The sequence below is a fragment of the Neobacillus sp. S1227 genome, from assembly GCF_055385255.1.
Genome location: NZ_AP038276.1, coordinates 5462258 through 5482386 on the forward strand (window position 1 = coordinate 5462258; position 20129 = coordinate 5482386).

Below are 20129 nucleotides of genomic sequence, written 5' to 3' on the forward strand. Positions count from 1 at the left end.
ATATGAATTTAAAATCTGGCGAAATTGCTCATTTTGAAGGATATTCTCAGTTTGGTAGTCTGAAGGAGTTTAATACTCATTTCGAAATGTGGCTGTTGGAACACAAGCATGACTTCTCAAAAGGGGAATTGGTCGGCCTAAAGCAGTTAGCGCGCTTTGCAGCTAAGGTCCCAGGGGTTGCCAATGCCAAAATTGGGACAATGTTAATGGTCATAAATGAAAAATACAACAATAACGGCATATCCCGCTCTACGTTTAAACGGATGATCCAAAAAGCCATCAAACTCGGCATCCTTACTGTTTATGAAACTGAACGCAAAAACGGTTCCCAGTCGAGCAACCTTTATGTCTTTAACCGTTTTCCAATAAATGAACCACCTACTGTTGAAAAAATGAACCACCATAAAGAAACCATTAATCTTTTAAAAACCAATAATCAAAAGATTAATAAACGTAAAGACGCGTCTGAATTACAACAAAAAAATGAGGCAAGAGAACCTGCCCCATGCTCCAAAAATCTGCAGGTATTGGACCATGCTTTTGTAGGCGATCATGTTCCTCAAGCATTTGTTCAGCTGGTTAGGTGTTTTTTTCCAGAGGCAAGGGCTATTGAAGAGTACTGGAAAATGGCTCAAATTGCTGCTTATCGCAATAACAGCGAAGATAAAACGGAACGCAATTTGGACGTTGCTATCCAATCCTTTAAACAACTGATTAGGAAGCTAAAGTTCACACAGTCCATCAAAAATCCGTTTGCCTATTTCTATGGGATTGCCTTTCAAAAACAAAGAAACATTTTTTATGAGGATTTAAATGAAATGGAGTCTGAGGATAGTGGATTAACGTACAACTCTCAGGGAGTTGCAGATAGTATGAAACCTGTGTTTGATTGGTTAACAGCCAATATTATGGGTAATTTCAATCATTTATCTTGAATTTCCGCCCCATTTTGTTAATTGTTCCTACCAGTTGACTTTCAAAAAAAATATTTCCCCATCCTGTCCTTTTCCCCCAAAAAATTATAAATAAAGGGTGAAAGGAGGTGAGAGACAATGGCTCAAGCATTATTAGAAGGTTCAAAGCTTCGATTGGCTTTCCAGGTGGATCTGGACGAGAAGGGAAATCCTGTTCTAAAAACCAAAACATTTAGCAACATCAAAAAGGAATCAACTGTTGACCAGTTATTCCAAGTGGCAACAGCTATTTCTGCTTTATGCAACGACCCGTTAAACAAAGTAGAACGAAGCGACAGTACTGAACTTACTGCGTAACGTGATGCAGAGGGACGGTTCTAATGCATCAAAATGGCTTAGTTTATAAATGAACGAAGCTACAAACCTAAATAGTATATAAAAATGAGGCAAAAGAACCGTCCCCATGCCTCAATGAAAGGAGGTGAATAGAATGGCAAAGTCATTGGAGTTAATGTTTGGTACGGAGTTTGGCAAGACTGCCCGCATTGCGGTGGATAATCCGAAGGAACCGATTGATGAGGCTGCTGTTAAACAAGCAATGGAACAGATCATTGCTGCAGATGTATTTACATCGGGAAGCGGCAGATATGTATCCTCAAAAGGTGCAAGGGTGATCGACCGCAATGTAGTAGAGTATGAAATGGTTTAATAGATCAGTATCGAATTTGCAGTCAAATCAGTAGGTTTAAGGGGGAGGCCGGATTCTTAAACGAAACCGGCCTCTTCCTATATGATTCGGAAAGGAGAGAATTTGCCGTGGAACAAATCATCTCATTTATCAATGAGGTCGGTTTCCCTATCGTTGTGACCCTCTATCTGCTCTATCGAATAGAATCCAAGCTTGATTTAGTCGTCGAATCGATACAGAGTCTGCCAGAGCGGATGAAGGGATGAGGTAATGCAGCCATCTAATACCCATACACGATGAAAGCCAACTACTAATTTTTTTAGATAGTTGGCTATATTTTTTTGTTTTCCCTTCAGCCAATGACTACTTTCACTGTTTTAGGTGAAGTCCAACAATAATGCCCCTTTGATTCTCTAATTCTTATAAGATTTGTTCCAAATTCTAAAAATCGACCTCCTATTTGATTTTCAGAAGCCAAATAAATCGTTTTGGAGCTTTTTTCCGCACTAAATTTGAATTAGGGCCATTCGATGAACTTAGCGACTCCCGTTATGGTAGAGATACCCGGGAATACAGAGGTTAAGCGCGCTTTCCTGAAAGGACCCACCATTGGAAAGCTTTGATCAGTTAGCAGCACAATATAATCCGATGATCCATAAGATCATCCACTCTCTTCATCTTTACACTAACAAGGATGAATTCTATCAACAAGCTCTTATCGCCCTTTGGGAGGCCAGCCAAAGATTCAACCCCGAAAAAGGGAAATTCACCAACTATGCTTATACCTATATTAGAGGCAGTCTGCTTGTCGAGATTAAGAAAATGACTAAGGTCAATGAACGAAGTTTTTGTCCTGTAGAGGAATTCTGGGAGACAGCCGTCGCCGATTCCCAACCTATCGAATCAATAGAAAAAGAAATCATGTTATCCTCTTTCCACCTGCTGACGCCGAATCAACAGAAATGGTTAACGTACACCGTCCACTCCGGCCTATCCATCAAGGAAATTGCCGAAAGAGAAGGGGTAACGGTATCAGCAGTTAAGCAATGGCGAGCAGGAGCGCGGGAGAAATTGAGGAAATGGATGAGCTCTTATTAAGACAATCTTTTTCAAGAACCTTCTTTTATCTACCTGGTTGCCCTAGAGGAACGTTTTTCAAAAAGACTTGGGTGCTATTTTTTCTAAAAAGGGCATTACACTAAGAGAATTTGTCACGGTAAGCTGATATCCGATTTAACTCTAAAGTGAAAAATCAGCCGATTAATAGAGCGAAATATGATTAAACACAACATTGTTTCCTCAAACCAACAAATTATAAGTTAACTCGATAGTTCATTTTCCCTTCTTTTTATCTAATGAAGATAAAAAGGAGACTACCTTGTGGGGAAAAAGACAGAATTTAGAGCCTATCATTTCGGTGAATTCATGGAGGGATTAAGGAGGGCTAAACGATATTCCCAGGCGGAACTGGCAGAATACTGCGGCGTGGATATGCAAACCATCAGCAATATTGAAGTCGGCAAACATCTGCCAAGCTTAGACCTTTTTGTAAAAATAGCCGAGAACCTCGATTGGAAACCTTCTGATATTTTTAAAAGATTGGAAGACATAGGCATCATAGAAGAGATTAAAGCCAAAAATGAAAAATCTAAATAAATCACATACGACATCATTCGACCACTTTTGACACAAAAAATTACGATTTCACCCACTTGATTATCCCAATTATGTAATTTTTTGTGTTATTATTTATGTAAAGCTATTTCAAAATAACAAATAGTGCAAATAATCCGCATCTAATGTTTCAACTACCTGTGGAAATCTGAAATCCATATACCTCATTGTCAGTCAAACCTTCCTAGTTTTGTTCACTATTCAACAAACAAATGAATCATCAGATTGCTGATCACTTCACTCTTAAAGATATATTTTCAAGCTTGGTACTGTTAACATTTCCAGTTCTTATAAAACAACATTTATTATTGTAAGCGTTTTAAGGCATCAGTATAAAGACTTGAAAAGGAGGTGAGCCAGATGTGAGGGAAAAAAATAAAATAACCAAGAGCCGGTGTCCGGGAAGACAGTACTCTTGGTTAGCAAGTTAGGAAAACTAACTTATTGATAGTATATCTTTTTTCGTAAGAAATTTAAACCAAATTGGTAAGGGGCGAGGGTACTTGATCGAAAAATATTATATTATCCATCCACATATGCAGTATATGACTGGCATCTACGATCGAAATGGCAAGCTTTGTTCTCTTGTAAATGAACTGTATAGGACGATTATTGTTGACAGATCCCCTTTAGAAATCTTGGCAGACAGCATTAGGTGCAGCGGTTTTGATTTAAAAGGAGCGATTTCTACCGCCAAATGGATCCTGGGTGATATCCCGATGTGCCCGTTCGTAGTCAATCCGATTCAAGGGATTTGTGTATTTCCAACCAAATCGTCTAAACATGAGAAAACGATTTGGTTTAACCCTTGCCATATTGTCTGGACTGATCCCTATTATCTTTATACAAAAGTGAAACTTACGAATGGGCTCGTCCTAACCGTTCCGTGCAGACTATTTTCCTTTAATACGAAGAAGCAAAAAGCAGAGCAATTAAGAAGGATTACAACAGAATTAGCAACCAATCCCCACTCTTTTATGATAGAACCAAAAAGAGATCGATTGCGGTTTCAGCCATTAACGGATGATGCTCTAAAAAATATCGGAGTTGTTCATACATACTCTTTTGTTTCTTACCCTGATAAGCAAGGAAAGACGTTTTCGTCCACTATGGTTCTTTCGGAAATTGAACATGCTCTCTTAGAGGGAGACCTAAATTTGGGAACCATTCTTTGAGAGTATTCCATTAACACGATTTTCAAATAAGGAAACTCCCTATTCATCTACATTGAAAGACCAAGCCGTCACACTGGCTTGGTCTTTCTTCGTTTCTCCCTGGCTCGACAGAGGCGATTCTAATGGTCTGTTACTTTACATTTCCTGTTCAAGAATGACGGCAGAACCCTCCCCCATGCACCACAGTCGATATCGGAAGCAATCGGTCACAACTACAAACGTTCGATGTATTTCAACATATTGTTGCTCCTGTACAACCTAACTAAACGTTTGTGTAAACCGGTTTAAAGCCTTGCCGCTGGCTGATTTTTTCTTCCGCTTCCACTAAAATGCTTGTCGGTCAAACAAACGTTTATGCAAATTGGTCCAAAATGTTGATAGAGCAACGTTTCTATTCTTATTCTCGTGGGAATTTTGATGAATGCTGCCAGAATACGGTGATTCAATTCTGGCTGGTGTATCCCAAACTCAGTAATCCGCTAAATTCTATCAAAATCTACTGCCGATTTTCCAATCAAACGTTTGGATAAAAGCAAAAAAAGTATTGATTTAATCGATTTCCCATTCCTTTTCCGCAGAAAGTTTTGTCATTTAACCAAACGACTGTTTAGTATTGGCCTGAGCCTTTTCTGCAACTGAATTTATATTGATTTTGATAGCAGAAGAATGTCGAAATTATGATGGTACCTTTCACTGTTTGCCAGCGGGAGTCTTTCCCCCGGCTCCCCTGTACCTAGTCTATGTCATCTGTCATATCAAACATTTCTATTTTTATCTGAAAGCCTTCGTATGACATAATCATTTTGCCGACCTCTTCCCATGAAAAGGGCTTCCCATCAATAATCACAAGCGGAGTGCCTTCGGATGTTTCATCATACTCTATAAGCCCTTTGAGTTGATCATTAATCACGGAGTTGTATGCCTGTCCATTAGGAAAAACACCTGTTTTAACGTGCTGCTCTTTGATGCCTTTTCGTACCTTTTCTATTAATTTGTTAAGCAGTTCTGGTTGGTTACTATTTAGTTCACCATGGCACCTGAACTAATTGTCTACTTTATAGACCGCTACGCACAGGCACGATCCTTTGATTAAAAGTTATTTAGCTTTATGCACATTCGGAAGAAATCACAATAAAATATAAAAATAAAGGTTTTCTTTAATTGAGAACGAATAATTAATATTATGTTCTTATTTAAGGACGGTGTGTATTTTGTTATCTAATCAAAATGGATATTTTTTTAGGGGTTTTTTGATAGGTACTGTTTTGAGCATACCTTTATGGATTTCTTTCTTTGGATGGATAAAATTAATGATTAATATTTTCCTTTATTGTCTTTAAGGGGTTTATAACAACAACTTTGGATTCAATTTTGTTACACCCCTGATCAATGGCAGATTGATTTTGCTCAGTCATTCACTATTCCTCCATAATTATAACTATGCTTGAGCACTTATCATTCTCAACTTGGATCTACTTCGTCAAATGAAAGTGTAGTCACACTCGTATATTCGCCTTTTTCAATATCAGCTTTGGTAGCATCCAGCTCCAGCTCTTCGCTGTCATCCATTCCCGGAGCGATATAAGGCTCAGTATTTCTATTCCTGTTCTTACTTTTCATGTTTAGCCATCTCCTTTTATAAAACTGTGTTAGTACGCAATTATTAATTCAGACTTTTGAGGCCAAATTCTTCATTAATCTTGATTTACATCCTCGTTTTGAAGCGTTTACAGCTGTTTTCATCCACTAGTCTTTTCAAAAGTTTTTTCCTTTATAGTGGAAGTTAAAGGAAACTGATTAAAGGGCTTTCTTATACATAAGTAAATAATTATTAGCCATACTAAATTTATAATTAAATAATTATTAGCCATACTAAATTTATAATTGGGAAGGATTGTTTTAAAAAGCCAAATTAAAGAGACCCCTATTCATTAAGGAATAGGGGTTGAAATGACGAAATTAATTAACAGTCACATATAAGTAGAATCACGCCTATCATTTCGTCTTATTTTGTTTCCCATTACTCTTTTTCGAATGGGTCTGAACGGACTTTTCTGATGGCTTGTCTCCCTTTTTGGCACTACTTGGTTTATTTTTCTTAACAGTCTTGGCAGGTACTGGTTCTTTTTTTGCTTTTACAGGATTTTGCTTGTTAACTGATTTCTCCACCTTTTTAGTTCCTGCCTGATTGTTAGGTTTCGAGGAATCCCCTTTTTTGTTTTCATTCGCCTTTTTTGACACCGGTGCAGGCTTTGCTTTATTAGTCGTCTTTTTCTCCTCGACCGGTACCTTATACTGAAGCGCTTGAAGACGGGGCGAATGCTCCCTTAACAATTGGTCAAACAGAATTCTGTTTTGCTTATATAGTACATCCAATACGCTTTTATAATAGCCAAATTCACTGCCTGAATCCAAGAGCAAATTAAAAATCTCTTGGAAGCCAAATTTAAATTTATTTTTTTGAATGAACAAATTACATATAGAAAACAGTACATCGAACTGTTGATTGGCTTTGAGTTTGTCTGTAGCTTGCCCAATAAGGGCTTGTTTTTGCTCCTCATGTGTATCCAGATGAATGATTTCACTAATCACGGTAAGGTATTCGATTTCAGTTTGCAATGCTTTTATCCGTTTCTCCTGCAATTCCAGGAACAAGGATTCTGTATGATGGATAGCATCTGAAATCATGTTCTCGTTTTTGATTTTATAGACAGATTCACTGCGTATATTATGATCTCCACGATAGGAAAGCCAATTGAACGAACCAAGCATATGATAGCTGTTGTCGACAATGATTTCCTTGTCGTGATGGTTTCCAATCCAATTCACAAATACGGCAGGATTGCCTTGTTTATCCCGGATGCTCCTCATTTTCTTCAACAGCCTTTTAGATGGCGCGCGGTCTTCAAGTGCCTGGCTTTTAGCAATCCCCCACCCAATATAGATGACCACATTCCGTTCAGCTGCTTGCTTAAATCGCTGAAGCATGGGCTCGTCGATCACTGTCTCGGAAATCCAGGGACTGATGATCATGATTTTCTGCTTTGCATCTGCAAAACTCCTTAAAAACGCATCACGAATTTGCATACCCCGTAGAATAGAGACTTCGTCATTCGTTTTTGGACCTGCCTGTTTTTTATTCTTTTTGTTTTGCGGTGGGGCATCCTTTTGCTTTTTCAATGCATCGCGAATGAGATTGTAATATTCGTTTCGTTCTTCCATCTCCTGATGAACGGTCTGTAGTCGGGCTTCGGACTCTTGATTATCCAAAAAGCTTTGTATATCTTCTCGAAATCTTTTTTCAGTCTGGTCCCAGACACAGGAATAGACCTTATCTTCGATCATATCATAAACCCAAAACTCGCCAAATTTGAGATACGTACGAAGGGTTATCTCGGGTAATTGAATGTCACGGATGATGCTTTCAATGCTTTCTGTAAGATACACGCCGCCAAGCCGATTTCCGATCTCCACGATCTCTTTTTCCGTTACCCTAAGGTCCTGGGCAGCTTTACGATCCTTTTGAAAATCACAATACTTAAACAATTGGTCTGTTTCCACAGAAGCTATGCGGTCCTCTTTACGAACTTTTTGAAACATGGGCTCATAAAAGAAAGTAAGCTCTTCTTGCCGAGGAGAAGAGGGGACAATCCCATTCTGGTAACTTTCCCTTCCTAGTGGTGTAAAGACAAGCTGATTGTTTTCCTTCTTCAATAACCCGTTTTGGGATAATTCATGAATACGATTTTCAATAAAGATTTCGTCAATTTTAAGGATCGATTTGATGCCCTCCAAATTGGAAAGTTCAGGCAATCCGGTGTCTATACATTTAAAAATAAACTCTTCCACAATATTAAACTTTCGGTTCTTCGCAATTGAAAATTGTACGGAGAGTTCATAGACAGGCAAATGCCATTCGGAGGCATCCAGGATCCGAATCCCGACTTTGCCATTCAGGTATTTGTCGATCTCTTGCTCCAGCTCTTTTGAAATGACTTTTTCTGTAGACTCTGTTGTTTCCAAAACCTGATTCAGAAGAATCCCCTCCTTTCCTTACTTGATAACAAGTGAACGCCCAAGAAGATCGACATGACCATCCACTTTATCAATTTCATTTACTATATTTTTGTACATGGCAGCGGCTGCCGGATAGCGTTTCTGAGCCTTGTTACAGAAGAGTTCACTGCACCCTGTGACGATCAGCAATTCTTTTGCACGGGACATGGCCACGTTAATTCGCTTATACTCCTTCGCAAAGCCAATGTCCCCTCGTGGATTGTTACGGACGAAACTGGCCAGGATAATGTCCCGCTCCATTCCTTGGAAGCGGTCGACCGTTCCAATACGAATGGAGAGGTGTTTGTAGTTTTCCTTGTCTCCAAGGATCAATTGATTCAGGCGTTTTACTTGCTCCCCGTAAAAGCTGATGATTCCGACCTCTTTTAGGGCATCCTGATCCATTAATCCCTGGTTCTTGCGCTCATTCATAGACTCATTAATCTCGGTAAGCGCCCCTACAATCGTCTGGATCTCCGTCTCGTTATAGAAGCTGGTCCCGCCTTCTGCCTGTTTCTCTAAATGGCTAGGATGGAGCGGCATATCCAGCCATAGAATGTGCCGGCCACTGCGGATAAGTTTCCCCTCAATGCCGTGGTTCCGCTCCTTGTCGGGGGCTTTCAACCCACAGATCAGGCCGATGCCATCATGATTCTTGTAAAATTGATTGATCGTGTTCATGATATGAGGATGCATCCTGTATTGAATACGGAGTGTTTCCTTATATTTATCATCAAAGACATTGAAAAGGCGCTCGAACAGCGATTCTTTCAAATACTCCTTCATCTCGTCCTTTTCCTCGTCCGTATAGTCACCATTTTCGACCACTTCATTCAAGGTATCATCCCCGACCATCGGCGGCAGCTGATTATGGTCCCCAACGAGGATGACTTTCTTCCCCTTTAAGATCGGAAGGAGGATTTCGGGTGGCGTGGCCTTTGAAACCTCATCGACTATGACAACATCGAAGTCTGGGTATTCTTCAGAAAATTCCCGGGAACCTGATTGTACGCAGGTAATTCCGATGACGTTGGCAGAGTCAATATAGATTTGCTTCAACCCGCTTTTATCCCGTTCCGTTTTCTGTTCAAGACGTGTCACCCATTCTTGCAGAATTCCCTCTTTTGTTTCTAGGACCTGTCTTTCTTGCAGCAATTCCTTTTGGCGCACTTCCAACTGATCCAACTGGGACTCTAACACCATCTTCCTTTTTGGGTAACCAGCAAACATTTGTTTAAGTTGTGTCAAAGAATCCTGCAAATCACTCTTTTCTATTTGTAACCGTTCAATAGAGCTCATTACCTTTTGGATTTGTTTTTCCTGTTCATCCATTTCGGATTGAATTCTATCAAACTCCTTCTCTTGTGCCTCATATTCCATCCTAGCCTGCTCTTTTTGACGTTGTGCCTTATCGGTTTGTTCGGTAATTTGACCAGTAAGCCATTGGATGGTTTTTAAGCACTTATCTCTTTGTTTTTGCCTCTCATCATGTTCCCTTTGGAGTTCTTCCAATGATTTTCCGCGGTATTTATTCAGGTCCCTTTCGTGGGATGCTAAGAGTGATTCAATCTTATTTCGTTCCTTTACTTTTTGAGCAAATTCCTTATTTAAATCCCTCGTCTCAGAAGACAGTTCCTCGAACTGATCTCTTAATTGAGATACAAGACCAGGGTATATTTGTTGAAGATATCTCGAAAACTCTTTACGGTTGATATCCGACTCTGCTTCAATGACCGTTTGCTTTGCTATTAAATCCTTCAAGGTGTTTGCCGTACGATAGATTTCCACTGAAAGGTTGAAAAGTTCAGTTCTCCACTTTTTTTCAGCACCGAACAACTTTAAGAATGCGGACGGCCGATTAAGCAGGAGTCCACTTAACTCATCCCTGAACCTGTTGACGGTCAAAAGAGTCGGCTCGTAAGCACTTTTTTCTTCACCAACCATCTTGCCGACTTGAATCGATAGTTTCGTCAATTCTTCGTTCGCTGTCTGTTGCAGCCCTTGAATAGATGACAACAGGGATTGGTAGTACTGACTTCCCGTTGTATTGGCGTGCGATTCCGTTATCGTTTTCTTCAGAAAAGAAAGCCTTTCCGAGATGGATTGATCAACAGATGGAACGGTTTGAACTATTTCCATTACCAGCTTAAATTGTTGCTCAGTATTTTGTACTTCCCTCGAACGATGCAAGAGCAGACGTAAGGTTTCTACCTGACGGGTGGGTTTCCCAATTTTCAGCTTCAATCGATTCAATGAGAGTTCAATATCGTTCGCTTGCTTTCGAAGCTTGTCCAATTCCTCTTTCGCTGCTTTTCTTTGCAGGGCTGTTTCTTCCTCAGCCTGAATGTCAGCTTTTAATTTCTCTAAGTAGGACTCCGTTTCCTTTTGTATCTGCATTTGTCTATCTAATTCCGATTGCAAAGAATAAACATCGTCAAAAGCGGTTTCCTGTTGCAAGGACAACTTCTCAAGTAGAGAGTCCACATCACGCTGCTGTTTCTGTTGTTTTTTATGCAGCGCGGTCAATTCCTGATATTCCACTTTCTTTTGCGATATTCGTTTGGTGATTTCCGCCATCTGCTGCTCTAATTGGATGATTTGTGACTCCAGCTGTTTCTTTTCCTCTTGAGAGTTTTCATAGCTTTGTTTTAATTGATTGGATTGTTGTTCCATTTCGTGTTTCTTATTCTTGATTCTTTCATAATTTGATGTGAGATGATCGACCTCCGAACGGCAAGCTTTGGCCGTGCTATCCATCCACGTATCAATGACAAGTTCTTCCGTAAAAGGCTTACCCTCTTCTTCTACACGGCTGGCATTCCCCTTGCGAAGCGCGCGGATTTTTGGGTGATGCACAAGCTTGCTTAAAGCATTATCGACAGCTAGATTGGACTGTGACGCAATCAATGTCCTAAGACCACGAATGGCATTTTGGTAGCAAAGCTCTGCAATCACAGTCGTCTTTCCTGTTCCAGGCGGTCCCTGAATCAAGAAGACATCCTGTGCAGCTAATGCCTTTCTTACCGCTTCCTGTTGATATCGATTTAAATCATTCCTGAGCATATCATCAGGATTGAAACGGTAGTAATTGCCCTGATTATTCAACAGAATGTCATCGTCAAATAAGATGTTCTCAATGTTAGGATTCTTCGCTTTTCCCCTAACTAACTTCTTTAAGCCTGACCGTAGTCGCCGTGTTTGGACCAAATCCCCCATTTTAGACAGGTGAAGCATTCCCTGCTGGGGGATCCAGAATTGATTTAGCATGATAAGTTCCTGCTGTTCATCGGAAAGCTCGATTCTGGCTTCATGGGTCGAATTACTCACGTTCTGGAGCATCCCTATCGTTTCAAGAGAATCAACCCGTTCATCTTCATCCTGGTATTCAGCCATCTTACCAATTCGGGCAGTTGCATGTTTAAGACTCTTCCCTTTTACCCCTTCGATAGAACCTTTAATCGTAAGATGCAAGAAGCGCTTCGTGTCAGAAATCCGATAGCCGTCATACTTCAATAAGACATTCTGCTCCTTAGCCTTTGTCTCCAATAGCTGTAAAAAGATATCCCAATTGCGAATCCTTTGTTGTACAATTCTGGATTGGAGACGTGCATCCGGCAATGCCGATATTTCAGAAATGAGGGCTGGATGGAACAGAGTCGGTGCCCCGTAAGAGTCAAATTCAAACTCAAGCTTAAGTAGCTTTCTGCGATTATTCTTAGCACCAGCATTTCTATGTAAGTCATAACAGCCGAGTAATAAAAGTCCATCTGGCTTCAAAACGCTGCGGATCAGGAGCGTTCTCATTCCAATCAATTCAACAATGGAGCTGAAATTTCCGGTATCGGTTGCGAATAATAAATTTACATACAATTCACCGGTATCTCCATGGCCAGCATTCTCTACATAAAGATAATGCGGATTATCTTCTTCAAGGAGCTCCCTTACATAGTCCCTAAGTTCGTAAAACTGATAATTGTCAATATCAAAGGAGGAATTATACTTATCTATAACCTCTCCAATTGAATGAATAAATGCATTTGTTAAGTTTACTGAAATGACGGTGTCGTTCATTCTACTTACTCCCTCATTCTATTAAAAATCACTTGTTTCTCAGGATAATATAAACAATTTTCTAGTTATAATAACCTAGGAAAAATATCCGTTACAGAAAGTCTAGCATATTATTTCGTGTATTAGATAAATTACTTAATATGAGCTAGTGGAAATTTTTGTTTATAAACAGGGGGTAATATTAAGTTCTATAAAGCACAGGAATGGTTCTTTAGACTCATATACCAATTAGAAATGTCGAAAAAATCCCCGGGCTAGCAGTCACCATTCCACATCTTTCGCCCACTACATTTGATATCATTTAAAAACTACTACTTCTGATTACCCAAGGAAAAATTCGTCAATTTTAACTATTGTCACTGTAAGTGACTACATTTATATTACCACCAATTGAAAAACAAAAAAGTACATACCAACTTCACAATAGGAGTGGATTTCAATGGATGAGCAAGGGAATCTTTTAGTTGGGTTATTATGGGGAACTTCACTTAGCGTTCCATTATGGCTTGCGTTTTTCGGTTGGATTAAAATTGCGATGCAATTGTTTTTTTAAATACAATAAAGAAGCTTAAAGACATTGGCATGATGTGAAGAAATGGGCTATAGAGGGGAAAATAAAAGCAATACACGAAGATAGAGTTTACAGAATAGATCAAGATGATGTTTATGAATTCCTCGAATTACTGTGGAAAGGCAGCTCATATGAAATTGGAATAAATGATGAAACCAAGATAAGTAGGCTAATCCAGGAAAAAAAAGAAATTAAGCAAAGAAAAGTACAGTTAGAGAAGGAAAACAAAAAACTAAGACAAGAGTTATCCTCGATGAAGTAAACAATCTTACATTTAATAGAATTCCCCTGCTATTGGTCGAATAGGCAGGGGAATTTCAATAAGATATAATTTGGTAAAGAGCCTGGCACTTGCCGGTAAATTCTCTGTCATTGAGTGGTAAAAAAGTTGGCAGAGGTGGTAAAATCCTATGGCCGTAATCACTGGTACTCTAGAACGTTTTTCCGAAAGAAATAAGCGATAGTTTCACGCATTATTCCCTTAAGAATTTCTCGTAAGATTTCAAGAACATTTTCCAGATCGATCACCTCCTTCCCTTTAAAAGGAAAAGAGATCAACAACCGGCCACCCTCACAATATTCAGTTGCAACTATTCTACCATTTGCTATTCATAAAAAATTCTATCCATCTTCACGAAATTAGAGTGGTTTCGGGTGGTGACTAGGTACGATAATCTACAGCAGGCTCGTTCGACTTCATCCGTCCACAGATCTATACCAACTAGACGGAAAAGAAGCCGTCATAGTCGGCAAGCCTGGGAAGTTGCTGAAAGCTCTGAAACGGGTGCTGTATGCTAAGAGGTAATGCGAGGAAGGATTTTACTCCTTAACGGCGAATAATGTAATTAAATGTTAGGGAGGATGATTATTTTGACTGTTTTAATTGCTATCGCTGTAAAACCCCCAGAGGATTCAAAGCCATATATATTAATGGGTTCAGATTCATTAAAAGTGAATTTAGATAAAGTTAGTGGCGAAGAAATTTCAAGGGACGAAAATGCTGATAAAATCTTCGTAATAGGTGATAAGTTAGTTGGTTATGCAGGGCGAGTGGATATGAATTTCCATGATGCTTTTATTGAATTCATAAGTGAAAATGACTGCGAAATTTCTGAGTTAGCTAATTTATGTTTTGAATTTGTGAAGGGATATATTTCCAACGAGGAACGTGATGATGCTAAATGTCATGTTTTGTTAGGTAGTTGTCAAAATTCGATGCCTAAGATTGCCTCTATAAGTGTCAAGAAATCAGATTTTTTAAATGCTTACTCTGAGATTATTGAACCCGATATCGGTAGTATGAAAACCATTTTTGCGGGTAGTATTAAAGATCCAGATGATAATGATCTCTCTGAAGAATTTTTGGAACGAGTAAATCACAGTCATAATAGACTTGGTATTAGAATGGCAGCAACAACATACCTAAAAAGAGCAGCACGTAGGTACCCGAGAACATGTAATCAAAATATTAAATTTGAACGCTTATTTTAACAGAGTCCTTCCAGGGCTCTTTTTATATTACAAACGGGGCTTTTTAGTTACACATTTGGAGGAAAATGCCACGAATAAAACCTAAATTGCAACTTCCCCCCTTTAACAGATTCCCTGAATTTGCAGTCAAAATTAGCCCAAATTGCGAAGATACAAGTATCCAGGCTAGTATGGGTTCGGGCAGTAATACTCAACGTATACGTGGCAAACAAACCGTCCGGAATCTAGTGTGGAACAACCCTGTGAAACAAATTATTCGGGTGGTGACAGGCACCAAAACTATAAAGCCTTGCCGCTTTCAGATTTTTTCTTCCGCTAACACTATAATGCTTGTCGGTCAGACAAACGTTTATGTAAAATGGACCAAAATGTTGATAGATCAACGTTTCTATTCTTATTCTCGTGGAGATTTTGATGAATGCTGCCAGAATGCGATGATTTATTACTGGTTGGTGTTTACTCAGTAATCCGAAAAATTTCATCAAAATCTACTACCGATTTCCTAACAAACGTTTGTATAAAAGCTATAAAAATATTGATTTAATCGATTTCCCCTACATTTTCCACCAAGAATTTTGTCATTTAACTAAACGATTGTTTAGTATCGGCCTGAACCTTTCAGCAACTGTATTTATAATGATTTTGACAGCAGAAAAATGTCAAAATCTAATTCGGATGGCACCTGTCCCGTATGCCAGATGAGTCTTCCCCCTTGCCCCGGACCTCACTCCAAATCATCTGTCACATCATACATTTCTATTTTTATCTGAAAGCCTTCGAACGACATAATCATATTGCCAACTTCTTCCCATGAATAGGGCTTCCCATCAATAATCACTAGTGGGGTTCCTTCAGAAGTTTCATCATGCTCTATAAGACCTTTGAGTTGATTATTAATCACGGAATTATATGCCTGCCCATTTGGAAAAGCGCCTGTTTTAACGTGCTGCTCTCTGATCCCTTTTCGCACCTTTTCCATTAATTTAGTAAGAAGTTCTGGTTGGTTACAATTTAATTCACCGTGTACAGCAAACTTATAACCAAATTCTATGTTTTCTGCTGCTTCCAAATAAATCCCCATTGGGCTCAATCGCCGCTCCACATGAAAAGTGCGACTGACACCTTGGCCATCCTTCATTGAAAAGGTTTCTATCAACTCATCTAAATCCACTTCAAGTTCCTCTGCCATAAGTTGGTTATAGCAATTAGAACATAAATGCAAAGTAGAGTGCCCCATCGTTAAATGAAATTTCACTTCATTACTTTCACAGTGTTCACACAATATCATATATACACCACCATTTTTGACTTTATTTTACCATGAACGTTGGCTTCTTTAATATACAAAGAAGAGATAGGATATGTTCGATGTTTCATGTTGGCCAATTCCAATTGTATGAATGATAATTCCTTTTCGGGATTCAGCAACAAGACATATGAGTAGATTTGGATAAATCTAGGCAATCTTCTATGTTTCCCTCGCAACTGCTTGCTGTTTATAATATCCGCACCTTCTTAGTGTCATGGCTTCCCAGAGGGCAGAGTCTGTTATGTTGTTTTCTCCAGCCAGGTCTGAGATGGTTCTTGCAAGCCGGATGATTTTAATTTGCACCCGGTTGCTCCAATTTTGTTTCGCTGTGACATTCGTAAGCATCCTACTCTGCTCACTGGTTAAAGGACTTTTTTCCGCGATGACTTCAAATGGTACTTTGGCGTTTGTTATTTCCTTTTGGTAACGTTGATACTGGAATTGCCGAGCCATTTCAACACGCTTCCTAATCTCAATGGAGGATTCTCGGATTAGGGTTGGCTGATCAAGATTTACGGATGTTAAGGATAACAAGATATCTATTCGGTCATTCACTGGGCCCGATAAACGGTTTTGATAGCTTTGAATTTGCCTTGGGGAGCATGTACAATAGTGGCTATTTGATTCGAGATAACCACATGGACATGGGTTCATCGCACCAATAAGGATAAAAGTAGATGGATAGGTTACCGTTGAATGTGCTCTGCTGATGGTCACTTGGCCAGTCTCAAGGGGCTGACGCAACATATCAAGGGTCTTCTTTGTGAACTCTGCTATTTCATCAAGAAACAATACTCCTCTATGAGCAAGTGAAATTTCCCCTGGTCTTGGGGTCGAGCCGCCGCCAATAATCGCAACTGAGGATGCGGAGTGGTGAGGGTGCCGATAGGGTGGATGTTGTTTCGTGTCTATCTTCTCACCTGCTAATTGATATAATGACATGACTTCTAATTGGGCTTGGTCTGTTAAGGTTGGCAATATCGAAGGAAAGGTTTCCGCTAGCAGGCTTTTCCCACACCCAGGCGGGCCGCTCATAAGCACATTATGCTCACCGGCAGCGGCAATTTCAAGCGCCCTTTTCGCCTGTTCATGACCAATGACGTAGCGAAAATCCCTTTGTTGTACATCAGAAAGAATCAGTATATGATTTGAAGGTAACTGGGGAATCATCGGTAGCAATTCTTGCCCTTCTAGGTGCTGGACCACGTCTTCGATATGCTGGACAACAATACAGTCCAAATCTTTTAACATTTGAATCGGAATTGACGGATCGTATGGCAGATAAACTTTCTTCAGGCCGAGCCCTTTTGCAGAAATTAATGCCGGCAGCATGCCCTCTGCTTTTACTACCGTTCCATCAAGCGACAAAGCGCCGATAAATGCCGTATCCTTTGGAATCGGCACCTTTACCATATTAAGCTCTTTTAAAATGGCAATGGCGATTGACAAATCAAACAGCGGGCCATTTTTCTTTTGTTCAGCTGGTGATAGATTAACGATGATCTTTTGGTCCGCAAAATCCACATCAAAATGTCCAAGTGCGGCAACGACTCGTTCCCTTGACTCTTTTACGGATTGATCTGGTAACCCGACAATCACTATTGATTCCGTGCCTGGCTTAATTCTTACTTCTGCTTGAACCAAATATCCTTCAAGTCCTGTTACTGACGTTCTATTTTGGCAAGAAATTGACGGTATCATTTGTCCTAAATCTGACGAAGATTTTGACCGAAAGAAAGGGGAAGACCTTAGCTTCCCCTTCAATTAAATATCAACCTGATAGGTTTCGTTTTGTTTCAAATAAAATTTTGTATCATTCCTACCGGCGATAATATACCAATCTCTTCCGAGTTCCATACGGCAAGAAAGCTTCCTTCCATCTCCGAGGTGAAGATCAAACCAATCGTCACAGCGTACCTTGTAGCCTGTATTATCACCCCAGAAGACCACCCAACAATTGAAATCCTCATTATACTTCATTTCTTTCCAGCGGCTCTTCATGACAGTTCACCCTGAATGACATGCTTAATCATATGATCATCAATAATCCGACGGCCATTTTGAGCTCCATAAAGAAGGCTGTGTGTACATACTTTATTAATAAGCCTTGGGGTTCCGCCAGAAAATCGATGTATTTCCTCCAAAGCACCATCTGAAAAGATTTGTTGGTCAATTCCTGCATATTCTAGATGTCGTGAGACATACGCATCTACTTGTGCACGATCATAGTGACTTAATTTGAACTGAATATCGATTCTTTGACGTATGGCAGCGTATGATTGAAGACGCAGACGATCCCATAATTCACTTTGGCCCACAAGGATAAGGGCCATTGGGCTTTGTGCATCCATCTTAAAGTTGAGTAAAAATCTAACTTCCTCAAGCATTTCACGATCTAATAGGTGTGACTCATCCACCACGACGACAGGCTGAATCCCATGAATACCTCTCATTAATTCAATTTCTCGATGAAGCTGTCGTTTGGCATCGCCTCTATAAAACTTCGATTCCGATCCTAGCTGTTCTAACAAGCCTTTATAAAAATGTCTAGGAGTTAGTTTTGAATCGGATAAATATAGTATTTGAAATTTCCCTTGATCAAGTCCATCTACAAATTTCCGGATGGTGGTCGTTTTCCCAGTACCGCAATCCCCAGTTAAAACGGCAAATAGCTGCCTTTCTGCGGTATACTTTAAGCGACCTAAAACCTCTTGCATCGTAATGGAATCATAAAGTTGAGTAGTAGGCACATCTCTTGTAAAAGGGGTATGCTTCATCCCATAAAAAGACTCAAACATCTTCGCCGTCCTCCTTCCAAACAGCACGGAAAGAAACGGCTGGAGCTTGTTCAATTTTTCTTTCTTGATGCTTCTGTTCGGCTGCTTTAAGTAATCTGGAAGAATCAACTTCAAGTGATTGAAGGTGTGAAGGCAAAGTTGGACGCCTTCCGGCTCTTTCTCCAATCACAAGCTTTTTTGCTCTCCAAGGGGAATAACCCTCGTATTCAATTGTTAGCTCCTCAAAATCCGCAGGATCATATACAACATCTACTTGACGACCAATAAAAGAAAGACCAACTTCATATTTCTGATCCATAAAACTAATGCATCCCGACTTATCTACTTTCCTCGTCTCACAATGCAAGAAAGCATTCGCTAGTTTATCAGGATCAATAAATCGAAGTGCTTTTTTATCGCTTCGAAAAGCAGTTTCAGGGCTAATGTTCTCCCCAAGACCGGAATGGGATTTATTCTGATAACACTCTGATAACCATACTTGAAAAAGCTCATTCAATCGATCTAAAGAATTGGGCTTTTCAAGGGCTGCTTCACTTAAGAAGGAATCAACGACTCTATTGAAGCGTTCAACTTTACCTTTTGACTCAGCCGCATAGGGTTTTGCATAGATTAATCTTGTCCCCAATTTGGAACATGTACGTGACATCCACTTGGTTCGATATTGTTTACCGTTATCAAAATAAACGGCATCGGGGACACCGTATTTTTGTATGGCGTTTCGAAAAGCATCTTCAATAATCCTAGAATCAAGAGTAGGATAGAAGGCTCCATGTAAAATAAATCGAGTCGCGTCGTCTATTATAGCGACTAAGTAGACCTGCTTCTTCGTGCCATTTGGTCCAATGGGTAAATAAGGGCCAAACTTAATATCGGATTGCCACAGCTGATTCCGGTGACGCTTTTGAAATCGTCTAGCTGCTACTCCAGTTTGAGAGTAGAGCCTCATTTGTCGTGAACTGTAGCCTCTTTCAGTTAACTTTTCTTGAAGAGTTGAACGCTTTAGCTGCCCTGGTGTAGCCAAGCCTTCCCACTCAAGTATTTGAATAATTTGTGCAACACTTCTAGTAGGGGCCTCATTTCGAAGGAGAATCGCTTGTTCCAATAAATGCGAGGGAATAATCTCTTTTTTCATTTTTCCCGAGATTCCTTTTGGTTTTAGCCCTTCAAAACTTTCATTACGGTACTGCTCAAGATAACGTCTAATGGTCCTTTCAGAAAGACCGCTGGTCTTACATATATGGTTTTTCAATTCCTTTGCTTTTCCAGCATCTAGCCCTTCCGCCAAAAGAGGGGCAATGAGCTGGAACCTTTGTGCTGCGATTTCTTCTGCCTTTTTACGATCTCTCATGATAACACTCCTCTAATATGTGTTTATCATGAGT

General features: G+C 39.8%; 18 protein-coding genes. 9 read left to right on the top strand and 9 right to left on the bottom strand.

What is annotated here, in order from left to right:
- The first annotated feature begins 2 nt into the window (after positions 1 to 2).
- From ACZ5AE_RS27175 to ACZ5AE_RS27205, 7 genes are all read left to right on the top strand, one after another.
- Positions 3 to 935 (top strand): hypothetical protein, encoded by a 933-nt coding sequence (locus tag ACZ5AE_RS27175; RefSeq protein ID WP_464567862.1) that lies wholly within the window; start codon positions 3 to 5, stop codon positions 933 to 935.
- 117 nt (positions 936 to 1052) lie between these two features.
- A complete protein-coding gene (locus tag ACZ5AE_RS27180) occupies positions 1053 to 1271 on the top strand; it encodes a DUF1659 domain-containing protein (protein ID WP_464567864.1) in 219 nt (72 codons plus the stop codon).
- A 133-nt stretch (positions 1272 to 1404) separates the two neighbouring features.
- Positions 1405 to 1623 (top strand): DUF2922 domain-containing protein, encoded by a 219-nt coding sequence (locus tag ACZ5AE_RS27185; protein WP_464567866.1) that lies wholly within the window; start codon positions 1405 to 1407, stop codon positions 1621 to 1623.
- A 107-nt stretch (positions 1624 to 1730) separates the two neighbouring features.
- Positions 1731 to 1868 carry a YvrJ family protein gene (locus ACZ5AE_RS27190; protein ID WP_464567868.1) on the top strand — a complete coding sequence of 46 codons (138 nt, stop codon included), beginning with the start codon at positions 1731 to 1733 and terminating at the stop codon, positions 1866 to 1868.
- A gap of 343 nt (positions 1869 to 2211) precedes the next feature.
- Positions 2212 to 2700 carry a sigma-70 family RNA polymerase sigma factor gene (locus ACZ5AE_RS27195; protein WP_464567870.1) on the top strand — a complete coding sequence of 163 codons (489 nt, stop codon included), beginning with the start codon at positions 2212 to 2214 and terminating at the stop codon, positions 2698 to 2700.
- A 282-nt stretch (positions 2701 to 2982) separates the two neighbouring features.
- Entirely contained in the window at positions 2983 to 3258 is a 276-nt protein-coding gene (locus ACZ5AE_RS27200) for a helix-turn-helix transcriptional regulator (protein ID WP_464567872.1), read from the top strand.
- Between the two features lie 521 nt (positions 3259 to 3779).
- Positions 3780 to 4451 (top strand): competence protein ComK, encoded by a 672-nt coding sequence (locus ACZ5AE_RS27205; protein ID WP_464567874.1) that lies wholly within the window; start codon positions 3780 to 3782, stop codon positions 4449 to 4451.
- A 733-nt stretch (positions 4452 to 5184) separates the two neighbouring features.
- On the opposite strand, the gene ACZ5AE_RS27210 is transcribed toward ACZ5AE_RS27205, so the two are convergent.
- The 4 genes from ACZ5AE_RS27210 to ACZ5AE_RS27225 all read right to left on the bottom strand — a co-directional run bounded on the left by ACZ5AE_RS27210 (position 5185) and on the right by ACZ5AE_RS27225 (position 12578).
- The gene (locus ACZ5AE_RS27210; RefSeq protein ID WP_464573744.1) at positions 5185 to 5454 is read right to left on the bottom strand and encodes a DUF7713 domain-containing protein; all 270 of its coding nucleotides are present in this window, start codon (positions 5452 to 5454) and stop codon (positions 5185 to 5187) included.
- Between the two features lie 458 nt (positions 5455 to 5912).
- The gene (locus ACZ5AE_RS27215) at positions 5913 to 6071 is read right to left on the bottom strand and encodes a hypothetical protein (RefSeq protein WP_464567876.1); all 159 of its coding nucleotides are present in this window, start codon (positions 6069 to 6071) and stop codon (positions 5913 to 5915) included.
- 375 nt (positions 6072 to 6446) lie between these two features.
- Complete coding sequence (locus tag ACZ5AE_RS27220; protein ID WP_464567878.1) at positions 6447 to 8474, bottom strand: phospholipase D-like domain-containing protein; 2028 nt, start codon at positions 8472 to 8474, stop codon at positions 6447 to 6449.
- 30 nt (positions 8475 to 8504) lie between these two features.
- Positions 8505 to 12578, bottom strand: a complete 4074-nt coding sequence (locus tag ACZ5AE_RS27225) for an AAA domain-containing protein (RefSeq protein ID WP_464567880.1) — start codon at positions 12576 to 12578, stop codon at positions 8505 to 8507.
- Between the two features lie 587 nt (positions 12579 to 13165).
- Here ACZ5AE_RS27225 and ACZ5AE_RS27230 point away from each other — a divergent pair.
- Complete coding sequence (locus ACZ5AE_RS27230) at positions 13166 to 13411, top strand: hypothetical protein (protein ID WP_464567882.1); 246 nt, start codon at positions 13166 to 13168, stop codon at positions 13409 to 13411.
- 608 nt (positions 13412 to 14019) lie between these two features.
- Complete coding sequence (locus ACZ5AE_RS27235) at positions 14020 to 14640, top strand: hypothetical protein (protein ID WP_464567884.1); 621 nt, start codon at positions 14020 to 14022, stop codon at positions 14638 to 14640.
- Positions 14641 to 15364: 724 nt separating this feature from the next.
- Here ACZ5AE_RS27235 and ACZ5AE_RS27240 read toward each other — a convergent pair.
- From ACZ5AE_RS27240 to ACZ5AE_RS27260, 5 genes are all read right to left on the bottom strand, one after another.
- A complete protein-coding gene (locus ACZ5AE_RS27240) occupies positions 15365 to 15928 on the bottom strand; it encodes a DUF7713 domain-containing protein (protein ID WP_464567886.1) in 564 nt (187 codons plus the stop codon).
- A gap of 180 nt (positions 15929 to 16108) precedes the next feature.
- Entirely contained in the window at positions 16109 to 17650 is a 1542-nt protein-coding gene (locus ACZ5AE_RS27245; protein ID WP_464567888.1) for a YifB family Mg chelatase-like AAA ATPase, read from the bottom strand.
- 63 nt (positions 17651 to 17713) lie between these two features.
- The gene (locus tag ACZ5AE_RS27250; protein WP_464565670.1) at positions 17714 to 17950 is read right to left on the bottom strand and encodes a DUF5348 domain-containing protein; all 237 of its coding nucleotides are present in this window, start codon (positions 17948 to 17950) and stop codon (positions 17714 to 17716) included.
- A complete protein-coding gene (locus ACZ5AE_RS27255; RefSeq protein WP_464565672.1) occupies positions 17947 to 18747 on the bottom strand; it encodes an ExeA family protein in 801 nt (266 codons plus the stop codon). Before ACZ5AE_RS27255 ends, ACZ5AE_RS27250 begins: the two co-directional genes overlap by 4 nt.
- Positions 18740 to 20095, bottom strand: coding sequence for a DDE-type integrase/transposase/recombinase (locus ACZ5AE_RS27260; protein WP_464565674.1), 1356 nt, complete (start codon positions 20093 to 20095; stop codon positions 18740 to 18742). Before ACZ5AE_RS27260 ends, ACZ5AE_RS27255 begins: the two co-directional genes overlap by 8 nt.
- Positions 20096 to 20129 lie beyond the last annotated feature (34 nt).

Bases quoted from the DNA above. Each gene is read 5' to 3' on its own strand.
- ACZ5AE_RS27175 (WP_464567862.1), top strand. From the start codon at position 3: ATGAATTTAAAATCTGGCGAAATTGCTCATTTTGAAGGATATTCTCAG.
- ACZ5AE_RS27180 (WP_464567864.1), top strand. From the start codon at position 1,053: ATGGCTCAAGCATTATTAGAAGGTTCAAAGCTTCGATTGGCTTTCCAG.
- ACZ5AE_RS27185 (WP_464567866.1), top strand. From the start codon at position 1,405: ATGGCAAAGTCATTGGAGTTAATGTTTGGTACGGAGTTTGGCAAGACT.
- ACZ5AE_RS27215 (WP_464567876.1), bottom strand. From the start codon at position 6,071: ATGAAAAGTAAGAACAGGAATAGAAATACTGAGCCTTATATCGCTCCG.
- ACZ5AE_RS27225 (WP_464567880.1), bottom strand. From the start codon at position 12,578: ATGAACGACACCGTCATTTCAGTAAACTTAACAAATGCATTTATTCAT.
- ACZ5AE_RS27240 (WP_464567886.1), bottom strand. From the start codon at position 15,928: ATGATATTGTGTGAACACTGTGAAAGTAATGAAGTGAAATTTCATTTA.
- ACZ5AE_RS27245 (WP_464567888.1), bottom strand. From the start codon at position 17,650: ATGATACCGTCAATTTCTTGCCAAAATAGAACGTCAGTAACAGGACTT.
- ACZ5AE_RS27250 (WP_464565670.1), bottom strand. From the start codon at position 17,950: ATGAAGAGCCGCTGGAAAGAAATGAAGTATAATGAGGATTTCAATTGT.
- ACZ5AE_RS27255 (WP_464565672.1), bottom strand. From the start codon at position 18,747: ATGTTTGAGTCTTTTTATGGGATGAAGCATACCCCTTTTACAAGAGAT.
- ACZ5AE_RS27260 (WP_464565674.1), bottom strand. From the start codon at position 20,095: ATGAGAGATCGTAAAAAGGCAGAAGAAATCGCAGCACAAAGGTTCCAG.